Raw genomic sequence first — 16,521 nt, 5'->3', positions numbered from 1 at the left:
AGGACCTCAGGCCTTGAGCAGAGCCTTAAGTCTGTAAAGCGCTTCAAGGGCCTCGCGCGGGCTCATGCCGTCGACATCCAGGTCCTCCAGCGCCGCGTCGGTGCGGCTCGGCGCCGCCATAACGGGCGCCCCGGCCGGGTTGAAGGGGGCGCTGGCCGCGAACAGCGGCAGCTCGTCCAGCTTGGCCGGCGATTCGGTCTTGCTCTCCAGGCGGTCCAGCACCTCCTTGGCGCGGGCCACGACCTGGGGCGGCACGCCGGCCAGCTTGGCCACCTGCACCCCGTAGGAGCGGTCGGCCGGGCCCGGGGCCGCCTCGTGCAGGAACACCAGGTCGCCGTTCCACTCCTTGGCGCGCAGGGACAGGTTGGAGACATGGGCCAGCCGCGTCTCCAGCGTGGCCAGCTCGTGATAGTGGGTGGCGAACAGGGCCCGGCAGCGGTTGACGTCGTGCAGAGCCTCGGCGCAGGCCCAGGCGATGGCCAGGCCGTCATAGGTGGCCGTGCCCCGGCCGATCTCGTCCAGGATCACCAGGCTGCGCGGGCTGGCCTGGGTCAGGATGGCGGCGGTCTCGACCATCTCCATCATGAAGGTCGAGCGGCCCCGGGCCAGGTCGTCGCCGGCCCCGACGCGGCTGAACAGGCGGTCGACGACGCCCAGACGCAGGCTCTTGGCCGGCACGTAGCAGCCCGACTGCGCCAGGATGGCCAGCAGGGCGTTCTGGCGCAGGAAGGTCGATTTACCGGCCATGTTGGGGCCGGTGACGATCGACAGCCGCGCCCCGGCCTCGCCGGCCGCGTCCAGGCGGCAGTCGTTGGGGGTATAGGGGTCGCCGGCCCGCTTGACGGCGGCCTCGACCACCGGGTGGCGGGCGGCGCGGGCGTCGAAGGCCAGGGACCTGTCGACGGTCGGGCGCACGGCGCCGGCGTCCTCGGCCCACTCGGCCAGGGCGGCGGCGACGTCCAGCTTGGCCAGGGCCTCGGCGGCCAGCTGGATCGGCTCGGCCAGGGCGACGGCTTCGGCGCGCCAGTCCTCGAAGGCCGCGACCTCCATGGCCAGGGCCCGCTCGGCCGCCTGGGCGATGCGGGCGTCCAGGTCGGCCAGCTCGACGGTGGTGAACCGCACCTGGTTGGCCAGGGTCTGGCGGTGGATGAAGGTCGCGTTCAGCGGCGGCTGGAACAGCGGGTCGGCCTTGCCGGCCGTGGCCTCGACGAAATAGCCCAGCACGCCGTTGTGGCGGATCTTCAGCGGCACGCCGCTTTCCTGGCACAGACGGGTCTCGAGGGCGGCCACCACCCGGCGGCTGTCGTCGCGCAGGGCGCGGGCCTGGTCCAGCTCGGGGCGGACGCCGGCGGCCACGAAGCCGCCGTCGCGCGCCAGGGCCGGCAGGTCGGGACCCAGCCCCGTCTCCAGTCGATCCAGCAGACGCGACAGGCCCTCGCGCAGAGACGGGGTCAGGGCCTTCAGCGCCGCTTCCAGCTCGGCGGGGGGCGGCGACAGCGGATCGCCCGAGCCGCCGACCATGCCGGCCAGCTTCTCGCCGGTCTTCAGGCCGTCCTTGAGGCAGCCCAGGTCGCGGGGACCGCCGCGGCCCAGGGCCAGGCGCGACAGCGCGCGGGCCATGTCGCCGGCGCCCTTGAGCACCTCGCGCAGGCGTTCGCGCAAGCTCCGGTGGTCGACGAACCACTCCACCGCGTCCAGGCGGGCGTCGATGGCGTGGGGGTCCAGCAGCGGGCGGGCCAGGCGCGAGGCCAGCATCCGGGCGCCGCCGGCGGTCACGGTGCGGTCGATGCAGGCCAGCAGCGAGCCGCTTCGATCACCGCCTTGGGTGCGGTCGATCTCCAGGCTGGAGCGCGTGGCCGGGTCGATGGCCATCACGTCGGCCTCGGCGGCGCGGCGCGGAGCCCGCAGGGCCGGCAGCTTGCCGGCCTGGGTCATCTCCAGATGGGCGGCGATCAGGCCCAGGGCCCCGATCTCGGCCGGCGACAGGCCGCCGAACCCGTCCAGGGTGTCGACGCCGTACAGCCGCTTGACGCGGGTCTCCGAGGCCTGGGGCTCGGACAGGGCCGAGGGCATGGGCTGGATCAGCCCGCCGCAGATCTTCAGGGTCTGGGACAGCTGGTCGTCCGACAGCAGGCGGTCGGCGACCAGGGTCTCGGAGGGGGCCAGCGCCGCCAGGATCGCCGCCACGGCGTCCTTGGCCACCAGGAAGCATTCGACCTCGCCGGTCGACAGCTCCACGGCCGCCACGGCCGCCTGGCCCGCCCGCACGGCCACGGCGGCCAGGCGGTTGGCGCCCCGGGCGTCCAGCAAGCCGTCCTCGGTCAGGGTGCCAGGCGTGACCACCCGGACGATGTCGCGGCGGACCACCGACTTGGAGCCGCGCTTCTTGGCCTCGGCCGGGTCTTCCATCTGCTCGCAGACGGCGACCTTGAAGCCCATGCGGATCAGCTTGGACAGATAGGCCTCGGCCGCGTGCTGGGGGACGCCGGCCATCGGGATCGGCTGGCCGTTGTGCGTGCCCCGGAAGGTCTGGCTGATGCCCAGGGCGGCGGCGGCCTTGTAGGCGTCGTCGAAGAACAGCTCGTAGAAGTCGCCCATCCGGAAAAAGATCAGGGCGTCGGGGTGCCGCGCCTTCATCTCGAAGAACTGCTGCATCACCGGGGTCGCGCCGGTGGCGTCATAGGTCTGGACGGCGGGGGAGGCGGGGGCGTTCATCGCGCCGGAAGGTACAGAGCGTCGAGCGTCGCGTTAAGGGGCATCTGCCGCGCCGCAGCGGGAATAACCTGCAAAATCTGCAAATAATTCACTCCACTCGACGGATTCAAATGGGGTTGTCATCCCGGGCGCGGCGAAGCGAAGACCCGGGACCGACGCCTGAGCGCAGGCGCTTCCGGCGGTCCCGGATCGGCGCGCTGCGCGCTTGTCCGGGATGACAGTGAAATTGGCCGAAAACGACGAAGGGCCCGGCGCTTGCGCTCCGGGCCCCTCTCGTATCGCGATGCGGAACGCCCTCAGCTGCCGGTCACTTCTTCCCAGAAGCGCTTGGCCTTGCCGACGAAGTTGGCGGACTTGGGGTTCTGTTTCTCGCCGCACAGCCCGGCCAGCTCGGTCAGGAGCTCCTTTTGCCGCGTCGAGAGGTGGGTCGGGGTTTCGACGAACAGCTCGACCACCAGGTCGCCGCGCTGGCGGCTGCGCAGGGACGGCATGCCGCGGCCCTTCAGACGGACGGTCTTGCCGGTCTGCGAGCCTTCCGGGACCTTGACCGCGATCTTGCAGTTGCCATCGCAGGCCTCGCCGCCCAGCAGGCAGGGGGCGTCGATCTCGCCGCCCAGGGCGGCCACGGTCATCGGCACCGGCACGGTGCACAGCAGGTCCAGTCCGTCGCGCTCGAACAGCTCGTGCGGGATCACCGACAGGAACAGGTAGAGGTCGCCGCGCGGGCCGCCGCGGGCTCCGGCGTCGCCTTCGCCGGCCAGGCGGATGCGGGCGCCGTCATCGACGCCGGCGGGGACGCGCACCGACAGCACGCGCTCGCGGCGCACCTGGCCATGGCCGTGGCAGCTGGTGCAGGGGTCCAGCACCAGGCGGCCCGAGCCGCTGCAGCGGGGGCAGGCGCGCTCGACCGCGAAGAAGCCTTGGGTGGCCCGCACGCGGCCGGCGCCGCCGCAGGTGCCGCAGACCGTCGGGCTGGTGCCGGGCTTGGCGCCCGAGCCGTCGCAGACCTCGCACGTGATGGCGGCGGGAACCTTGATCTCGACCTCGGCGCCGGCATAGGCCTGCTCCAGGGTGATCTCCAAGTCGTAGCGCAGATCCTGGCCGCGCTGGGGACCGTTCGACTGGCGACGGCCGCCGCCGAACATCTCGCCAAACACGTCGCCAAAGACGTCGTTGAAGATGTCGCTGGCGTCGGCGCCGCCGAAGCCGCCCGGTCCGCCCTGCGCGCCGTTCACCCCGGCATGGCCGAAGCGGTCGTAGGCCGCGCGCTTCTGGGCGTCGGACAGCACCGAATAGGCTTCGTTGATTTCCTTGAACCGCGAGGAAGCGTTCTCGCAGCCGCCGTTGCGGTCCGGATGATGCTCCATCGCCATCTTGCGGAAGGCGGCCTTGAGGGCGGCGTCATCGCAGCCACGGGCCACGCCCAGGACTTCGTAATAGTCGCGCATCGTCAGGGTCGATCACTAGCCATGATGAAAAGAGAGGTGGGAGCGCTCCCGCCCGGCCGCAAGCGGCGGACGGGAGCCTTGTTCCCCAAAGGTAGGGCGGGCGAAACCGCGGTTAAGAGCTTCGCCCCGCGACCCATGGTCACGCCGACGGCTTGGAGTCGTCGACTTCCTCGAATTCGGCGTCGACGACGCCGTCATCGGCGGCGGCTTCGTCGCCGCCTTCAGCGCCCTGCTGGGCGCTGTACATCGCTTCGCCGAGCTTCATCGACGCCTGGATCAGGGCCTGGGTCTTGGCCTGGATGGCCTCGACGTCCTCGCCTTCCAGCGCCGACTTCAGATCGGTCAGGCCGGTCTCGATCGCGGTCTTCTCGGCCGCGCCGACCTTGTCGCCGTGCTCGGCCAGGGCTTTCTCGGTCGAGTGGATGATCGCCTCGCCCTGGTTCTTGGCCTCGACCAGCGCCTTCTTCTTCTCGTCCGAAGCCTTGTTGGCCTCGGCTTCCTTGACCATGCGCTCGATGTCCGCGTCCGAGAGGCCGCCGTTGGCCTGGATGCGGATCGAGTGCTCCTTGTTGGTCGCCTTGTCCTTGGCGTGGACGTTGACGATGCCGTTGGCGTCGATGTCGAAGGTGACCTCGATCTGCGGCACGCCGCGCGGCGCCGGCGGAATGCCCTGCAGGTCGAACTGACCCAGGAACTTGTTGTCGACGGCCATCGGACGCTCGCCCTGGAAGGCGCGGATCGTCACGGCCGACTGGTTGTCGTCGGCGGTCGAGAAGGTCTGCGAGCGCTTGGTCGGGATGGTGGTGTTGCGCTCGATAAGCGGGGTGAACACGCCGCCGAGGGTTTCAATCCCTAGGGTCAGCGGGGTCACGTCCAGCAGCAGCACGTCCTTGACGTCGCCTTGCAGGACGCCAGCCTGGACGGCGGCGCCCAGGGCGACGACTTCATCGGGGTTCACGCCCTTGTGGGGTTCGCGGCCGAAGAAGTCCTGCACGGCTTGCTGGACCTTGGGCATGCGGCTCATGCCGCCGACCAGGATCACTTCGTCGATGTCGCTCTTCTTCAGGCCGGCGTCCTTGAGGGCCTGTTCGCACGGACCGATGGTGCGGGCGATCAGGTCTTCCACCAGGGCTTCGAGCTTGGAGCGCGACAGCTTGATGTTCAGGTGCAGCGGGCCCGACGCGTTCATCGAGATGAAGGGCAGGTTCACTTCGTACTGAGCCGTCGAGGACAGCTCCTTCTTGGCCTTCTCGGCCTCTTCGCGCAGACGCTGCAGGGCCAGCTTGTCCTTGCGCAGGTCGACGCCCTGCTCCTTCTTGAACTCGTCGGCCAGGTAGTCGACGATCCGCAGGTCGAAGTCCTCGCCGCCCAGGAAGGTGTCGCCGTTGGTCGACTTCACCTCGAAGACGCCGTCGCCGATCTCCAGGACCGAGACGTCGAAGGTGCCGCCGCCGAGGTCGTAGACGGCGATCTTCTTGCCTTCGTTCTTTTCCAGGCCGTAGGCCAGGGCGGCCGCGGTCGGCTCGTTGATGATGCGCAGGACCTCGAGGCCGGCGATCTTGCCGGCGTCCTTGGTGGCCTGACGCTGGGCGTCGTTGAAATAGGCCGGAACGGTGATCACGGCCTTGGTGACGGTCTCGCCCAGGTGGGTTTCGGCCGCTTCCTTCATCTTCTGCAGGATGAAGGCGGACACTTCCTGCGGGCTGTAGTCCTTGCCGTGGGCCTTGACCCAGGCGTCGCCGGTCGGACCCTTGACGATCTCGTAGGGGACCATGGCCTTGTCCTTGGCCACGACCGGATCGGCGAAGTTACGGCCGATCAGACGCTTGATCGCGAAAAGGGTGTTGGTCGGGTTGGTGACCGCCTGGCGCTTGGCGGGTTGGCCGACAAGGCGCTCGCCGTCCTCGAGAAAGGCGACCACCGACGGGGTGGTGCGAGCGCCCTCGGCGTTCTCGATCACCTTCGGGGTCTTGCCGTCCATGATGGCCACGCACGAATTCGTGGTGCCAAGGTCGATACCGATAATCTTGCTCATTTGACCTGCAGCTCCTGAATGGCGGACGGCGGTGACAAGGGCCTTAAGGCAAGCGCCCCGGTTTTTCTCAAGCCGTCCCCGTCTGGTCGCGTTCTAACGGTTTATCCAAAATCTCGCCGCTCAAACGATGTTCAAGCGGAAAGCGTTCGTTCAATCGAAGTTGACGAGCCCGTCAACCCCGCTTCGATGCCCGATATGGGGGATAGGCGCCAGCCTGCAAGCCCAATCCCGCATGGAATGAAGGGGAATCGTCACGTGCGACGAAATAGACCGCGCTCGAAAAAGCGCGGCCCCTTCGTCAGATAGACGCCGGAAGCGACCCGAAAGCCTCACCTGGCGTTCGTTGAATCCGCTTTTCGAGCGGATTCGGGGCAGGCTTCGCCCCGGCGTTTTCCGGGCCTCAGCCCTGCTTGGCGACCCAGGCGGTGATCGGCGGCAGAGCCGTCTTGCGGGTCTTGATGCGGTCGGTGATCGAGGCCACCGACTTTTCGGCCTCGCCGCGCGAACCGGCCGGCAGGTTGGCGGCGGCGTAGGCGGTGACCTTGTCGATCATCGCCGGATCGGCCGAATTCCTCGCCAGCCCGGGAATGAACTTGGTGGCGGAGGCCGCGTCGACCTTGGCGTTCACCGCGTCCTTGTGGGCGACGGCGAAGTCGAAGGCCATGTCGGGATGCAGGATCGCGACCCGCGAGATCATGTTGGCCGACAGGGTCTCGCCCGGCTCGTCGGTCAGGGCCAGCGCCAGGGCCTTGGCGGCCAGGGCGTCGTTCTCGGCCGAGGCCAGCTGGGTGTAGATCTGGTCGCGGATCAGCGGGGTCTTCTCGGCCTTGGCCTGCTCATGCAGCATGTCCCAGGTCGCGGCGTCGGCGTTGCGGGCCACGGTGGCCAGGATGGCCTTGCGCAGCGGGCCGGGCACGGCGGTCGGGTCGGTCTTGTCGGCGGCGTAGCGGCGCTTGGCCTCGGCGACCACCGCCGGATCGCCCAGGGCGCCCAGCGAGATGATCAGGGTCGAGCGCAGGGTGGCGACCGGTCCGGCCTCGCCCGGCTTGGCCGTCCAGCCGATCTTCGCGAACGCCGGCGACAGGCGGGCGATCGCCAGCTTGCGGAAGGCGGCGCGGTCGGCCGGCGCGCTTTCGTACATGCTGTTGACGCCGGTCAGCACGCCCGCGACCTTGCCCCAGACCTGAGGGTCGGCGTCGGCGGGGGTGGCCATGGCCAGGTCCAGGCCGTCGGTGACCGCCTGCTGGCCGTTCAGGCCCAGGGCCCAGGCGTCGGAGATCACGCCCAGCTGGTCGATGGCCGGCAGCTTGGCGAAGCTGGCCGAGACGCCGGCGAACGCCTTGGGCGTGTAGAGGGTGCGGAAATAGCCGGCCTGGCCGGCGTTGACGATCACCGGACCGCAGCCGTCGACGCTGAGCGCGCCCTTGCCGCCCTCGACCAAGGTCTTGGCGACGCTGCTGGAGCCGGCGACCTGGGCCGAGACCGGCACGCGCCAGGCCAGGGGGGTCTTGGTCGGCTTGTCGCGGCTGTATTCGCCCTGGGTCAGGGTGACCGGGGTCTTGCCGGCCGCGCAGGCGCCGGTCTCGACCGTGATCAGCGGGATGCCCGGCTGCAGGGTGAAGTCGTGGGCGATGGCGGTGATCGGCTTGCCGGCGGCGGCCTCGACTTCCCGCCACAGGTCGTCGGTCTGGGTGTTGCCGTGGGCGTTGGCCTTGATGTAGCGGCGCACCCCGTCACGCCAGGCGTCGGGCCCGACATAGGCCTCGAGCATGCGGATGACCGCCTCGCCCTTCTGGTAGGTGATGGCGTCGAAGGCCTGGCTGGCCTGGTCGACGGTCTCGACGTGCTGGACGACCGGATGGGTGGTCGACAGCGAGTCCAGGCCCATGGCGTATTCGCGGCCGCCGATCGCGCTCAGCTGGGTGTTCCACTCGGGGTGGAAGTGCTCGGTGGCCCGGCCCTCCATCCAGGACGCGAACCCTTCGTTGAGCCACAGATCGTCCCACCACGACATGGTGACCAGGTCGCCGAACCACTGGTGGGCCATTTCGTGGGCCACGGTGGTGTAGATGTTCTGGCGGTCGGCCTGGGTCGAGATCGCCGGATCATCCAGCAGGGCGTACTCGAAGTAGAAGATCGCGCCCCAGTTCTCCATGGCGCTGAAGAACTGGCTCTGGCCCGGGGCGGCGATGTGATCCAGCTTCGGCAGCGGGTAGGGGGCGCCGAAGTAGTCGTTGTACCACTCCAGGATCGGACCGGAGGACTTCAGGGCGAAGTCGGCCTTGGCCAGGTCGCCCTTCTTGGTGATCACGCCCATCTCGACGCCGCCGACCTTGGCGGTGGCGCGGTCGAACTCGCCGACGCCGAAGAACAGCAGATAGGTCGACATCTTCGGCGAGGTGGCGAAGGTCACCTTCGACTTGCCGCCGCCCAGGTCCTCGGTCTTGGCGACCGGCATGTTGCCGATGGCCATCTGGCCGGTCGGAACGGTGACCTGGACGTCGTAGGTGGCCTTGAAGAACGGCTCGTCCCACGAGGGGATGAAGCGGCGGGCGTCGGAATTCTCGAACTGGGTGTAGAGCGCGCGCTTCTTGCCCTGGTCGGTGTCGTAGTCCAGCGCGAACAGACCGGCGGCCTGCTTGTAGATCTTGCCGCTGTAGTCGATCGACAGCACGTGGGCGCCCTTGGCGACCGGCTTGTCGAAGGTGAAGGTGGCGGTCTGGGCCTCGGCGTCGACGGTGACCTTGGCCGCCCCCACGCCGGCCATCTCGGCCTTGGCGAAGGTCAGGTCGGCGGCCTGCAGGGTGATGGTGTTGGTCGGGGCGGCGACCTCGACGGCGATCTTCACCGAGGCGGTGAAGGTCAGCTTGTCGGCGTCGGGCGTGAAGGCCAGATCATAGTGGGTCGGAACCACGCCGCGCGGCAGCTGGGTCGTGACGTTGGCGGCGGTGATCGCGGCGGGCTTGGGCGCGGCGGGCGCGGCCAGGGCGGATCCGGCGGCGAAAACGAGCACGGCGGCAGCCGCGGAAGAGAGGAGTCGACGCATGAACGGCCCTGGATTTGCAAAATTTATTCGGCCCGCGGGCCCGACGAGCGCAAACCAACACTGTCCTGGCGCATCTGGCGCATTAAATCTCCGTAATGATTAAACCGATCAGTGTTCTGCCGGGTTTCGACCTATGGCCCGGATTGCTGGACCTCAAGGCCCAGAACGATTTGACGCGCCTGACCCTGGCCGCGTTCGAGACCGCGCCGCCGGCGAATTACGAGACCGCCTACGGCAAGGCGATGAGCGTGGCCATGACCAGCTTCGGCCCGCTGGGCTGGACCAGCGACAAGACCGGCTATCGCTATGCCGACCGCCATCCGGGCACCGGCGCGCCCTGGCCGGACATGCCCCAGGCCCTGCTCGATCTCTGGGCGGACCTGGGCGATCCGGAGACGCCGCCGGACGCCGCCCTGATCAATCTCTATCGCGGCGACGCCCGCATGGGCCTGCACCAGGACCGCGACGAGGCCGATCCGCGCTTTCCGGTGCTGTCGGTCTCGCTGGGCGACACCGCGGTCTTCCGGATCGGCGGGACCTCCCGCAAGGACCCGACCCGCTCGCTGAAGCTGTCGTCCGGCGACGTCTGCCGCCTGTCGGGGCCGGCGCGGCTGGCGTTCCACGGGGTGGACCGGATCCTGCCGGGCTCGTCCGGGCTGGTGCCGGGAGGAGGGCGGATCAACATCACGCTGAGAAGGGCGTCCGTGGCCTAAGGTCCTCCCCCTGTGGGGGAGGCGGCCGAAGGCCGGTGGGGGGAGTATTGGGCCGCTCGATCTTGAGCGCGGTCGTCTTCCGACGACTCCCCCCACCGTCGACCTCGCCGACACCTCCCCCACAGGGGGAGGGCCTAACGAAAAAGGGCCGCCCCATCGGGACGGCCCTTGATCGTCTCGAACCTCGAAACCCTTACCCGCGCAGCTTGCGGGTGATGGTCTCCAGGTCCTGGCTCAGCACCGGGTCCTCGGCGCGCAGCGCCTCGATGCGGCGCACGGCGTGCAGGACCGTGGTGTGGTCGCGGCCGCCGAACCGCCGGCCGATGTCGGGCAGCGAACGGGTGGTCAGCTGCTTGGCCAGCCACATGGCCGCCTGACGCGGACGGGCGATGGCGCGGTTGCGGCGCTCGCTGAGCAGGTCGACCTGCTTCATGCCGTAGTGCTCGGACGTGGCCTTCTGGATGTCGTCGATGGTGATGCGCTTCTCGCCGGCCCGCAGGTGCGGACGCAGGATCGCCTGGACCTCGTCCAGGGTCAGGCGCGAGACGCCTTCGCCGGCCCGGGCCGACAGGGTGTTGAGCGCGCCTTCCAGCTCGCGGACGCTGTCGGTGAAGCGGTCGGCCAGGAAGTTCAGCACCTCGGGGCGCATCGTCGGCTCGAAGCCGTGCTGGCGCGACAGCGCCTGCAGCTTGCGGTCCAGGATGCCCAGGCGCAGGGCGCGGTCGGCCGGCTCCAGGCCGCAGACCAGGCCCGCCGACAGGTGCGACCGCAGGCGGGCGTCCATCTCGGTCATCGCCGCCGGGGCGCGGTCCGAGGAGAACACCACCCGGCGGCCGTCCTCGACCAGGGCGGTCAGGGTGTGGAACAGCTCTTCCTGGCTCGACTGCTTGCCGGCGATGAAGTGCACGTCGTCGATGATCAGCAGGTCGGCGCCGCGCAGCTCTTCCTTGAAGGCCGCGGTCTGGCGATCCATCACCGCCCGCACGAAGGTCGACAGGAAGCGCTCGGCGGTCAGATAGACCACCCGCTTGGTCGGGGCCTGGCGCATGGCCTCCCAGGCCAGGGCGTTGAGCAGGTGGGTCTTGCCGAAGCCGTAGGGGCCGTGGAACAGCACCGGATTGAAGTGGCCGTCGGCCCAGCTGGCCACGCGGCGCGCCACGGCGTGGGCGAATTCGTTGGCCGGACCCGGCACGAAGGTGTCGAACGTGAAGCGTTCCTGCAAACCTTGGACGGGAGAAGGCTTGGCGCCGTTGGTCGGGGCCAGGGCCGGACTGTCGCTGGACACCGGCAGCACGATCTCGATCGGCTCGGCCTTGGCTTCGTAGCCGGCCGCGGCGGAGCCGCCCGAAGCGCCGTGGGCGGCCTCGAATTCCAGACGCGACTTGAGATCCAACCGGCGCGAGGTGGGATCGTTGGCGGCCCACAGCTCGCTGACCCGGCGCCAGGCGCTGCGGCGAATCCAGTCGCGCGCGATCCCGGTCGGCGTCACCACCACCACATCACCAGCCTGGCCTTCACGCAGCGCGGCGGGCGCGATCCACGAGCCGAAAGCCGCGTCGCCCAACTCGCGTTTCAAAACCAGACACACCTTGCCCCAGACGACGCCCGCGGGTTCGCAGGCGACCGTCGAAAACGCAGCCGAAAACTCCTGGCTCACTACCCCGCCCTTGATCGTCATCGGTCACCGCCTCGGTATATGTCGTATGTCCCCGATCGCCGCCCCCCATGGCGTACGACCGTGCCTCAAGCCTCGTTGCCCAGCAGACACAGGGGGTTGATCGGCGAACGCAAGGGTTCGGCCGCCGCCAGTGATCTCCATGGACTGGAAGAGCGTTGAGACGCTTAAACTAGCCAGCGGCCTCCGCCGGTCAAACGGAAAACTTGCGTCCGTCGGCGGATATTTCTGTTGACTCGACAGACGTCCTCGCCCGCCAAGGGAATGCTATTTCGGAGCCCCGCGTTCACCCAGCGGAATGTCCCGTGGACAATCTTCAGTTTGAAAAAGGGCAACAGAAAAAGCCGACCGAGTTTCCTCGATCGGCTTTCCTAAGTCTTTGATTTCGCTAACCGAACAGCGTTCGGCGAGAATCTGGATTAGGCAGCGGCCTGATCAAGCTTCTTCAGGCGAGCCGCCAGGCGCGAAACCTTGCGCGAGCCGGTGTTGGGGTGGACGACGCCCTTGGAGACGGCGCGCATCAGTTCCGATTGCGCTTCGATGAAAGCGGCCTTGGCGACGGCGGCGTCGCCGGCGGCCAGGGCGTCTTCAAACTTGCGCAGGAAGGTGCGCACGCGCGAGCGGCGAGCGGTGTTCACTTCGGTGCGGCGAGCGATCTTGCGGATCGCTTTCTTGGCGCCGGGATTATTGGCCATTAGTTCGGACCTTCAAACGGACAGCCGCGCGGGCGGCCGCGAAGCAGGAGAAATCAAGAGCGCGCGGATATACGGGAACGGCCGCCCGGGGTCAATCCACAGACGGGCCAGAATCTCGCCTGCCATCTCACGTCCTTGTCAAACGGACGTTCACGACCCCTTGAACGCCGGTTTGCGCTTCTCGACGAAGGCGGCCATGCCTTCCTTCTGGTCGTCGAAGGCGAACAGCGAGTGGAACAGGCGCCGTTCCAGCTGCACGCCCGTGCTCAGCGTGGTCTCATAGGCGGCGTTGACCAGCTCCTTGTTCATCGCCGTGGCCAGCGGCGACTGGGCGGCGATCTTGGCGGCCACGGCCAGGGCCTGGTCGACCAGGCTGTCGGCCGGGAAGATCCGCGACACCAGCCCGGACCGCTCGGCCTCCTGGGCGTCCATCATCCGGCCGGTCAGGATCATGTCCATGGCCTTGGACTTGCCGACCAAGCGCGTCAGGCGCTGGGTGCCGCCGATGCCGGGGGCGACGCCGAGATTGATCTCGGGCTGGCCGAACTTGGCCGTGTCGGCGGCCAGGATGAAGTCGCACATCATCGCCAGCTCGCAGCCGCCGCCCAGGGCGTAGCCGGCCACCGCGGCGATGATCGGCTTGCGGGTGCCCTCGATGGCCCGGGCCCCGGCGGCGAAGAAGTCGTCCTTGAACATCTGGGCGTAGGACTTGTCCGACATCTCCTTGATGTCGGCCCCGGCCGCGAAGGCCTTGGCCGAGCCGGTGATGACGATGCAGCCGACCGCGTCGTCGGCCTGGGCCGCCGCCAGGGCCTGGGCCAGCTCGGCCAGCAGGGCGGTGTTCAGCGCGTTCAGGGCCTCGGGCCGGTTCAGGCGGATCAGAGCCACGCCGGGCGCGGCCTCCGGGGTCTCGACGATCAGGGTCTGGTACGCGGCCATCGACGGGTCTCCTGTTGAGCGCCGCCTTTATAGAGGGCGCGGCGGCGTTGGGGAGTCCCTGGGTCTCGCAGTGGATGATCGTCGGGTTGGCGGAGTCGGCTTTCGACCCGTAGCGGACATTGGGTCGCGCCCACCAAAACCCTCTCTCTTAGAGAGAGGGTTCTCAAGGTCCGACATCCACCCATCTCGGACATCTGAAACGTCCGCTAGGCGCAAGCCCCCATCCGCCCCGGATGCGGCCACGCCTTAAAGCCTTGGTGGATCGGAGCTCTGGGGTCTGACCGAGTCAAGGACGGCGCGTCGCGCCGCCGCGACGCGGCCGCCAGAGGCGGTCCTTGACTCGGTCAGACCCCAGAGCACGCTGGCAGCCAAGGTTTCAAGGCGCGGCCTCGCCGCCGCGGGCGGTCTTTCAACCGCTTCTCCGTCCGTCATCCTCGGACTTGTTCCGAGGACCCCTGCCCCCGCCGCGGAGGCCGGGGGGGCCGCCCGCCAATGAACCGACAACTCGGCCGAACGCGGGGTCCTCGGAACAAGTCCGAGGATGACCAGTGTTAGAGACAGGCCGCGGGGCGTCGACGGCGCCCTACACCTGGCACACCGGGCAGAAGAACGTCGACCGTCCCGCCTGGACCTCGCGGGCGATCACGCCCTTGCAGCCGGGCGTGGGGCAGGGCTGGCCCTCGCGGTCGTAGACCCGGAAGCGGTGCTGGAAATAGCCCAGGGCCCCGTCGGCCGCCGCGAAGTCCTTCAGGGACGAGCCGCCCACCTCGACGGCCTCGGCCAGCACGTCCTTGATCGCCGTGGTCAGCGGCCCCAGCCGCTTGCCGGCGATCATCCCCGCCGGTTTGAACGGCGAGATATGGGCCCGGTGCAGGGCCTCGCACACATAGATATTGCCCAGGCCGGCGACGGTCTTCTGGTCCAGCAGCAAGGTCTTGGGGCCCTGCTTGCGGCCGTTGAAGGCGGCGACCAGGGTCTTGGCGTCGAAGCCCTCGCCCAAGGGCTCGGGGCCCATGGTCGCGAACCAGGGGTGGCGGTCGACGCGGTCGGTGGCGATCAGGTCCATGAAGCCGAAGCGGCGGGGGTCATGATAGGTGACCACCGCGCCCGCCTCGGTCTCGAAGATCACATGGGCGTGCTTGTCGTCGGGCGTGACCTCGCGGGCGAAGTCGCCGGGGCGGATCGAACCTTCCGGGGCGGCGATCTCGAAACGCCCGGTCATGCCCAGATGCATCACCAGGGTGTCGCCACGATCCAGCGGGGCCAGCAGGTATTTGGCCCGGCGGTCCAGCGCCAGAATCCTGGCCCCGGTCAGCCGCTGGACGAAGCCGTCGGGCAGGGGAAAGCGCAGGTCGGGACGGTTGGCGCGCACGCGGGCCAGGCGCGCGCCGCTCAGCACCGGCTCCAGGCCGCGGCGCACGGTCTCGACTTCGGGCAGTTCGGGCAAGGGGAACCTCGACTAGGGCGTGAGGGGCCAGATATCGGTCATCGCGCGCGCGGTTCCTAGGGCGGCCTGCGCAAAACCGGTGACGGACAAGCGCGGGCGGTTATAAGAGCCCAACCACCGCGGGCTGGCCCCGGACGATTTCGAGCGCCAAATTCGAGCAATGACATGACCAAGGCCTCCGCCACCTTCGGATTCAAGGACGTCGACGCCTCGGCCAAGGCCGGCCTGGTGCGCGGCGTGTTCGACCGGGTCGCCAAGAACTACGACCTGATGAACGACGTGATGAGCGGCGGGGTGCACCGGCTCTGGAAGGACGCGGTCGCCGCGCGCCTGAACCCGCAGCCGGGCGAGATCATCATCGACTGCGCCGGCGGCACCGGCGACATGGCCCGCCGCTTCGCCAAGATGACCCGGGCGGCCCAGGAGCGGCGCGGCGGTCCCGACGCCCTGATCAACATCATCGACTACAACGCCGAGATGATCGGCGCGGGGATCGAGAAGGGCGGCGCGCCCGAGATCACCTGGACGGTCGGCGACGCTCAACGCTTGCCGCTGCCCGACGCCTATGCCGACGCCTATGTGATCTCGTTCGGCATCCGCAACGTCACCGACATCGACGCGGCCCTGCGCGAGGCGCGGCGGGTGCTGAAGCCCGGCGGCCGGTTCATCTGCCTGGAGTTCTCCAAGCCGGTGACCGAGGCCCTGGCCAAGGCCTATGACGCCTACTCCTTCAAGCTGATCCCGCAGTTCGGCGAGTGGCTGGCCAAGGATCGCGACGCCTATCAGTACCTGGTCGAGAGCATCCGCCGCTTCCCCGACCAGAAGACCTTCGCGGGGATGATGGAGAACGCCGGCTTCAAGCGGGTGACGATCACCAACTTCACCGGCGGCGTCGCGGCGATGCACCAGGGCTGGGCGCTGTAGGGGGCGACGGCGCCTTCGCGATGTCCACGCCAGGTCGGCGCCGGACGCTTGCGTCCCCCGTCGCCGGTTGACTGGGCTCGGGCTATCTCGACCTCGACGCGCTCAGTAAGACCCCCTCAGGGACTCGTACGAAATCATCGCGTGACGGCGGTAGGCCGGCCGGCCTTGCAGGCGTTGATAGTAGTCGAAAAGGGCCGGTAGGTCCGGGCGGTCCCAGTCGAGCGTGAAGTAGCGATGCAGGATGTGGCCGCAGGCAATGTCGGCGAACGTAAAGGCCTCGCCGGCGATCCACGGTCCGCCGCCGATGCGATCGGCGAGCATGCGCGCCAGAGGCTCCAGGCGCCGCGCGGCCCGTTCAAGGATGCTTGGATCCCGGGAGTCGGGCGGAAGACGCACGTCGTAGACGAAGATCTCGAGGACCGCCTCGGTAAACGTGTTCTTGGCCCATTCCGCCCACGTATCGAGCGGACCTCTGACGGCCGGATCGCTCGGCCAGAACGCTCCACCGCCATAGGCGGCGCCGAGATAGCGCAAAATTGCAGCGCTCTCGAACATGCAAACCGGACCGTCCACCAGGACAGGCACCCGTCCCATGGGATTCATGGCGAGGTACTCGCCGGTCTTGGTCGAGGCGTGCCCGTGTCCATAGTCCAGGCGTTCGTGGGCAAGACCCAGTTCATTCACCGCCCACATGACAAGTTGGACGCTGGAGGAACTTTCGCGGCCGTATATCGTGATCATTTCGAGGTTCTCGACGCTCCGGCGCCATGCGGATCAAGGTCGCGCCATCTCGGAGTGTGATGACTGCGGCGACGGTTACAAGGCGGGCGGTGAGGCCCGGCGCGACCTTGACGTAGACGCTTCCGAGCGTCGTCCGCGGCCCG

10 protein-coding genes and 1 pseudogene are annotated in these 16,521 nt (G+C 68.7%); 2 read left to right on the top strand and 9 right to left on the bottom strand.

All coding sequences use genetic code 11. From position 1 onward, the window contains the following. Positions 1–6: 6 nt before the first annotated feature. The 4 genes and pseudogenes from mutS to ASD21_RS03725 all read right to left on the bottom strand — a co-directional run bounded on the left by mutS (position 7) and on the right by ASD21_RS03725 (position 9,211). Positions 7–2,715 (bottom strand): DNA mismatch repair protein MutS, encoded by a 2,709-nt coding sequence (gene mutS / locus ASD21_RS03740; protein ID WP_056436991.1) that lies wholly within the window; start codon positions 2,713–2,715, stop codon positions 7–9. 296 nt (positions 2,716–3,011) lie between these two features. Further along, the gene (gene dnaJ / locus ASD21_RS03735) at positions 3,012–4,163 is read right to left on the bottom strand and encodes a molecular chaperone DnaJ (protein ID WP_056436988.1); all 1,152 of its coding nucleotides are present in this window, start codon (positions 4,161–4,163) and stop codon (positions 3,012–3,014) included. A gap of 139 nt (positions 4,164–4,302) precedes the next feature. After that, positions 4,303–6,201 (bottom strand): annotated as a pseudogene (dnaK, locus tag ASD21_RS03730) (molecular chaperone DnaK); the annotation flags it as partial. 397 nt (positions 6,202–6,598) lie between these two features. Further along, positions 6,599–9,211, bottom strand: coding sequence for a M1 family metallopeptidase (locus ASD21_RS03725; protein ID WP_235523734.1), 2,613 nt, complete (start codon positions 9,209–9,211; stop codon positions 6,599–6,601). Between the two features lie 128 nt (positions 9,212–9,339). On the opposite strand from ASD21_RS03725, the gene ASD21_RS03720 reads away from it, so the two are divergent. Continuing rightward, the gene (locus ASD21_RS03720) at positions 9,340–9,957 is read left to right on the top strand and encodes an alpha-ketoglutarate-dependent dioxygenase AlkB (protein WP_056436985.1); all 618 of its coding nucleotides are present in this window, start codon (positions 9,340–9,342) and stop codon (positions 9,955–9,957) included. A gap of 193 nt (positions 9,958–10,150) precedes the next feature. Here ASD21_RS03720 and dnaA read toward each other — a convergent pair whose 3' ends face one another. The 4 genes from dnaA to mutM all read right to left on the bottom strand — a co-directional run bounded on the left by dnaA (position 10,151) and on the right by mutM (position 14,713). Next, positions 10,151–11,635, bottom strand: a complete 1,485-nt coding sequence (gene dnaA, locus ASD21_RS03715) for a chromosomal replication initiator protein DnaA (protein ID WP_056436984.1) — start codon at positions 11,633–11,635, stop codon at positions 10,151–10,153. 416 nt (positions 11,636–12,051) lie between these two features. Further along, complete coding sequence (gene rpsT / locus ASD21_RS03710) at positions 12,052–12,327, bottom strand: 30S ribosomal protein S20 (RefSeq protein ID WP_007664810.1); 276 nt, start codon at positions 12,325–12,327, stop codon at positions 12,052–12,054. A gap of 150 nt (positions 12,328–12,477) precedes the next feature. Continuing rightward, a complete protein-coding gene (locus ASD21_RS03705) occupies positions 12,478–13,266 on the bottom strand; it encodes an enoyl-CoA hydratase (protein WP_056436983.1) in 789 nt (262 codons plus the stop codon). A 583-nt stretch (positions 13,267–13,849) separates the two neighbouring features. Next, positions 13,850–14,713: a bifunctional DNA-formamidopyrimidine glycosylase/DNA-(apurinic or apyrimidinic site) lyase gene (gene mutM / locus ASD21_RS03700; RefSeq protein WP_056436978.1), complete on the bottom strand. Its 864-nt coding sequence runs from the start codon at positions 14,711–14,713 to the stop codon at positions 13,850–13,852. Positions 14,714–14,878: 165 nt separating this feature from the next. On the opposite strand from mutM, the gene ASD21_RS03695 reads away from it, so the two are divergent. Beyond that, the gene (locus ASD21_RS03695; RefSeq protein WP_056436977.1) at positions 14,879–15,637 is read left to right on the top strand and encodes a class I SAM-dependent methyltransferase; all 759 of its coding nucleotides are present in this window, start codon (positions 14,879–14,881) and stop codon (positions 15,635–15,637) included. A gap of 102 nt (positions 15,638–15,739) precedes the next feature. On the opposite strand, the gene ASD21_RS03690 is transcribed toward ASD21_RS03695, so the two are convergent. Beyond that, positions 15,740–16,378 (bottom strand): glutathione S-transferase family protein, encoded by a 639-nt coding sequence (locus ASD21_RS03690; RefSeq protein WP_056436975.1) that lies wholly within the window; start codon positions 16,376–16,378, stop codon positions 15,740–15,742. Positions 16,379–16,521: the final 143 nt, after the last annotated feature.

Source organism: Caulobacter sp. Root1455, assembly GCF_001426905.1.
Lineage (GTDB): Bacteria > Pseudomonadota > Alphaproteobacteria > Caulobacterales > Caulobacteraceae > Caulobacter.
This window is presented reverse-complemented; position numbering and strand designations above follow the sequence as displayed.

Excerpts from the sequence above, each read along its gene's own strand:
- ASD21_RS03690 (WP_056436975.1), bottom strand. The coding sequence starts at position 16,378 with ATGATCACGATATACGGCCGCGAAAGTTCCTCCAGCGTCCAACTTGTC.
- mutS (WP_056436991.1), bottom strand. The coding sequence starts at position 2,715 with ATGAACGCCCCCGCCTCCCCCGCCGTCCAGACCTATGACGCCACCGGC.
- rpsT (WP_007664810.1), bottom strand. The coding sequence starts at position 12,327 with ATGGCCAATAATCCCGGCGCCAAGAAAGCGATCCGCAAGATCGCTCGC.
- dnaA (WP_056436984.1), bottom strand. The coding sequence starts at position 11,635 with ATGACGATCAAGGGCGGGGTAGTGAGCCAGGAGTTTTCGGCTGCGTTT.
- dnaJ (WP_056436988.1), bottom strand. The coding sequence starts at position 4,163 with ATGCGCGACTATTACGAAGTCCTGGGCGTGGCCCGTGGCTGCGATGAC.
- ASD21_RS03695 (WP_056436977.1), top strand. The coding sequence starts at position 14,879 with ATGACCAAGGCCTCCGCCACCTTCGGATTCAAGGACGTCGACGCCTCG.
- ASD21_RS03705 (WP_056436983.1), bottom strand. The coding sequence starts at position 13,266 with ATGGCCGCGTACCAGACCCTGATCGTCGAGACCCCGGAGGCCGCGCCC.
- ASD21_RS03720 (WP_056436985.1), top strand. The coding sequence starts at position 9,340 with ATGATTAAACCGATCAGTGTTCTGCCGGGTTTCGACCTATGGCCCGGA.